The following is a 3038-nucleotide window of genomic DNA, read 5'->3' on the forward strand; positions in this document are numbered from 1 at the left end:
GCCGTACACCGGTGCGGGGAGGCGCTTGCGGGCGCGCTCCTGCGCCACGGCGACGGACTCGAACCAGGGGTTCTGCTTCCAGGGGTTCTCGAGCTTCATGTGGGTCTCTCGATCGATGGGTACCCGGCCACCGCCCGCCTGCGACAGGCGGTGGCCGGGCGTCAGGGGGTGAAGCCCGCGAGCGGGTTCTCGGCGCAGGCCGAGACCGGGGGCGTGCTCGGCACATCCAGGACGTCGGGCCGGCGGCCGAGGGTCAGCATCACCGGCTGGTTGCGGGTGGGGTTGACCCTTGAGTGGTCCTGGCTCGCTGCTGGGATGCTGCGGTCGCCTGCCAGGGCCGTCTCGCCGTACCCCTGGACGCACTCGGGGTCGGGGCCGTCGAGGGGGAGGCCGGTGAAGAACTTGGCGGCCATGCAGCCACCGCGGCAGGTGTCGTAGAAGGTGCACTTCGCGCAGGCGCCGCCGGTCTGGGGCGAGCGCAGGTCCGCGAAGAGGGCGGAGGTCTGCCAGACCTGCTTGAAGCCGCCGTCGGTGAGCAGGTTGCCGGCCAGGAAGTTGTCGTGGATCGCGAACGGGCAGGCGTAGACGTCGCCGATGGGGTCGATCAGACAGACGACCCGACCGGCACCGCAGAGGTTGAGGCCGGGCAGGGGCTCGCCGAACGCCGCGAGGTGGAAGAAGGAGTCGCCCGTGAGGACGCCCTCGCCGTGGGCCATCAGCCAGTCGTAGAGCTCGCGCTGCTGCTCCGGAAGGGGGTGCAGCTCGTCCCAGACGTCGGCGCCGCGACCGGACGGACGTAGGCGGGTCAGGCGCAGCGTCGCGCCGAAGCGGTCGGCGAGGGCCTTGAACTCGTCGAGCTGGCCGATGTTCTGCCGGGTGCAGACGACGCTGATCTTCGCGTCCTTGAAGCCGGCGTCCTGCAGGTTCTGCAGGGCGGTGAGGGCCATGTCGTAGGAGCCCGGCCCGCGGACGTAGTCGTTGACCTCGGCCGTCGCGCCGTCCAGGGAGATCTGTACGTCGACGTAGTCGGTGGAGGCCAGGAACGCGGCTCGTTCGGGGGTGATCCGGACGCCGTTGGTGGAGAACTTGACGCCCACCTGGTGGTCCACGGCGTACCGCAGCAGGTGCCAGAAGTCCGGGCGGATGGTCGGCTCGCCGCCGCCGATGTTGACGTAGAAGACCTGCATTCGCTGCAGCTCGTCGATGACGGCCTCGCACTGCTCGGTCGTGAGCTCGCGGGGGTCGCGGCGACCGCTGCTCGACAGGCAGTGCGCGCACTCGAGGTTGCAGGCGTAGGTGAGCTCCCAGGTCAGGCAGATGGGGGCGTCGAGTCCGAACTCGAACTGCTCGACGAGCGTGCCGGTCGTGGGGCGTTCGGGCGCGATGGTCACGCGGCCACTCCTTCGCGACGAGGACGGATCATGTCGGTACGGGCGAGGCCGGCCAGGGCATCGGCGTACGCCGCATGCTGTGCCTCGGGGACGCCCGCCGCGAGCAGCGCCGACCGGACATCTGGCTGCTCGCCGAGAGCCCGGACCACCGCCACCAGCTCGGGGCGCTTGAGGAACGTCAGCTTGCGGTTGCCGAAGTGGTAGGCCAGCGCACCGAACGGCTCCGGTCGCAGCGCCACCGACGGGGACAGGGTCCAAGCCTCGTCGAGCATCAGTACACGCCGCACATGCCGTCGATCGAGACCTCTTCGATCAGGCTCTCGGCGGTGAGCGACTCGTCGGTCTGGTCGGGGGTCGTGGGGTTCTCGGGCTTCATGGCGGGGTCCTCTCGACAGGATGTGGTGTACGTCGCACAATAACTGCACTCGTGGCCAAAAAGGAAGGGCCTACATTTCCACCGTGTCGAACAGAGGCTCAGTCGGACGTCCCGAAGTGACGAGCCACGCCGCCATCGAGCTGGCAGCGTTCCGGCTCTTCGGCGAGCGCGGCTTCGAGGCCACCACCCTCGAGGCCATCGCGCGGGAGGTGGGCGTCGGGCGCCGCACCCTGTTCCGCTACTACCGATCCAAGAACGACATCCCGTGGGGGCAGTTCGACCGGACTCTCGAGGGGTTCAGGAAGATCTTCGCGAGTACGCCCGAGGGCCTGACGCTCTACGAAGCGGTGGGTCGCGCGGTGGTGGAATTCAATCGCTTCCCGTCGCAGGTGTCGCCGGCCCACGTGGAGCGGATGCGGCTGATCCTCCAGACGCCGGCCCTGCAGGCTCACTCGGTGCATCGATACTCGGAGTGGCGCGAGGTGATCGCCGAGTACGCCGCCACCCGCCTGGGCGTCGAGGCCACGGCGATGCGGCCGCGACTGCTCGGCCACGTCAGCCTCGCCCTCGCCCTCACCGCGTACGAGATATGGCTCGACGATCCCACGCTGTCRCTCACCGGCTTGCTGGAGGAAAGCCTCGCCACCCTGGTCGAACTGTGCGCGTGATCCGACAGTCGGTGTCTTCGCGCGGTGTCACGGGTCGCCGGCACGACGTCCGGGCAGATTCGCAGCACCGCCGTACGTGTGGGCGCCGACCGGAACGGGTCGGACGTGTCAGCCGTCGACACGACCAATTCGGGTAACAATTGAACTCATTGCTTTCATTTGACTACGATTGCTCGTAGTGTGTCGTAGGTCACGAACCTCTGCAGCGTCTGCTGAGCCACGATCCGACCTTGCCACGACCGTTCCATGGAGACATTCACGTGACCTACGTCATCACCCAGTCCTGCTGCAACGACGCGTCCTGCGTCGACGTGTGCCCGGTCGACTGCATCCATCCGACGCCGGACGAGCCTGGCTACGGGACCGCCGAGATGCTCTACGTCAATCCGGATGACTGCATCGTCTGCGGTGCCTGCGTCGACGTGTGCCCCGTGTCGGCGATCTACCCCGACTACGAGCTCCCCGATCACCTGGGCGAGTACGCGATGGTCAACGCCGACTACTTCACGTACGCCGGCAACGACTACGAGATGTCCAGCCGCCCCGCCATGGCCGCTCGCATCGAGCGCGAGACCCCCCTCCGGGTGGCGGTCGTCGGTGCAG

5 protein-coding genes are annotated in these 3038 nt (G+C 68.2%); 2 read left to right on the plus strand and 3 right to left on the minus strand.

The genetic code is table 11. The annotated features are described in order from the left end of the window. Positions 1-161: 161 nt before the first annotated feature. Genes mftC through mftA form a run of 3 tightly spaced genes read right to left on the minus strand, consistent with a single transcriptional unit; the run spans position 162 to position 1767 of the window. Entirely contained in the window at positions 162-1391 is a 1230-nt protein-coding gene (gene mftC, locus ACXJKL_RS18255) for a mycofactocin radical SAM maturase (RefSeq protein ID WP_457208421.1), read from the minus strand. Next, positions 1388-1663 carry a mycofactocin biosynthesis chaperone MftB gene (mftB, locus tag ACXJKL_RS18260; RefSeq protein WP_457208422.1) on the minus strand — a complete coding sequence of 92 codons (276 nt, stop codon included), beginning with the start codon at positions 1661-1663 and terminating at the stop codon, positions 1388-1390. Before mftB ends, mftC begins: the two co-directional genes overlap by 4 nt. Then, positions 1663-1767 carry a mycofactocin precursor MftA gene (mftA, locus tag ACXJKL_RS18265; protein ID WP_457208423.1) on the minus strand — a complete coding sequence of 35 codons (105 nt, stop codon included), beginning with the start codon at positions 1765-1767 and terminating at the stop codon, positions 1663-1665. Before mftA ends, mftB begins: the two co-directional genes overlap by 1 nt. Positions 1768-1850: 83 nt before the next feature. On the opposite strand from mftA, the gene mftR reads away from it, so the two are divergent. Together mftR and ACXJKL_RS18275 are read left to right on the plus strand one after the other, a co-directional pair. Beyond that, a complete protein-coding gene (gene mftR, locus ACXJKL_RS18270; RefSeq protein ID WP_457208424.1) occupies positions 1851-2435 on the plus strand; it encodes a mycofactocin system transcriptional regulator in 585 nt (194 codons plus the stop codon). A 260-nt stretch (positions 2436-2695) separates the two neighbouring features. Beyond that, positions 2696-3038 (plus strand): 4Fe-4S binding protein (locus ACXJKL_RS18275; RefSeq protein WP_457208425.1); only part of this gene is annotated, 343 nt, incomplete at its 3' end.

The sequence above is a fragment of the Nocardioides sp. P5_C9_2 genome, assembly GCF_054049555.1.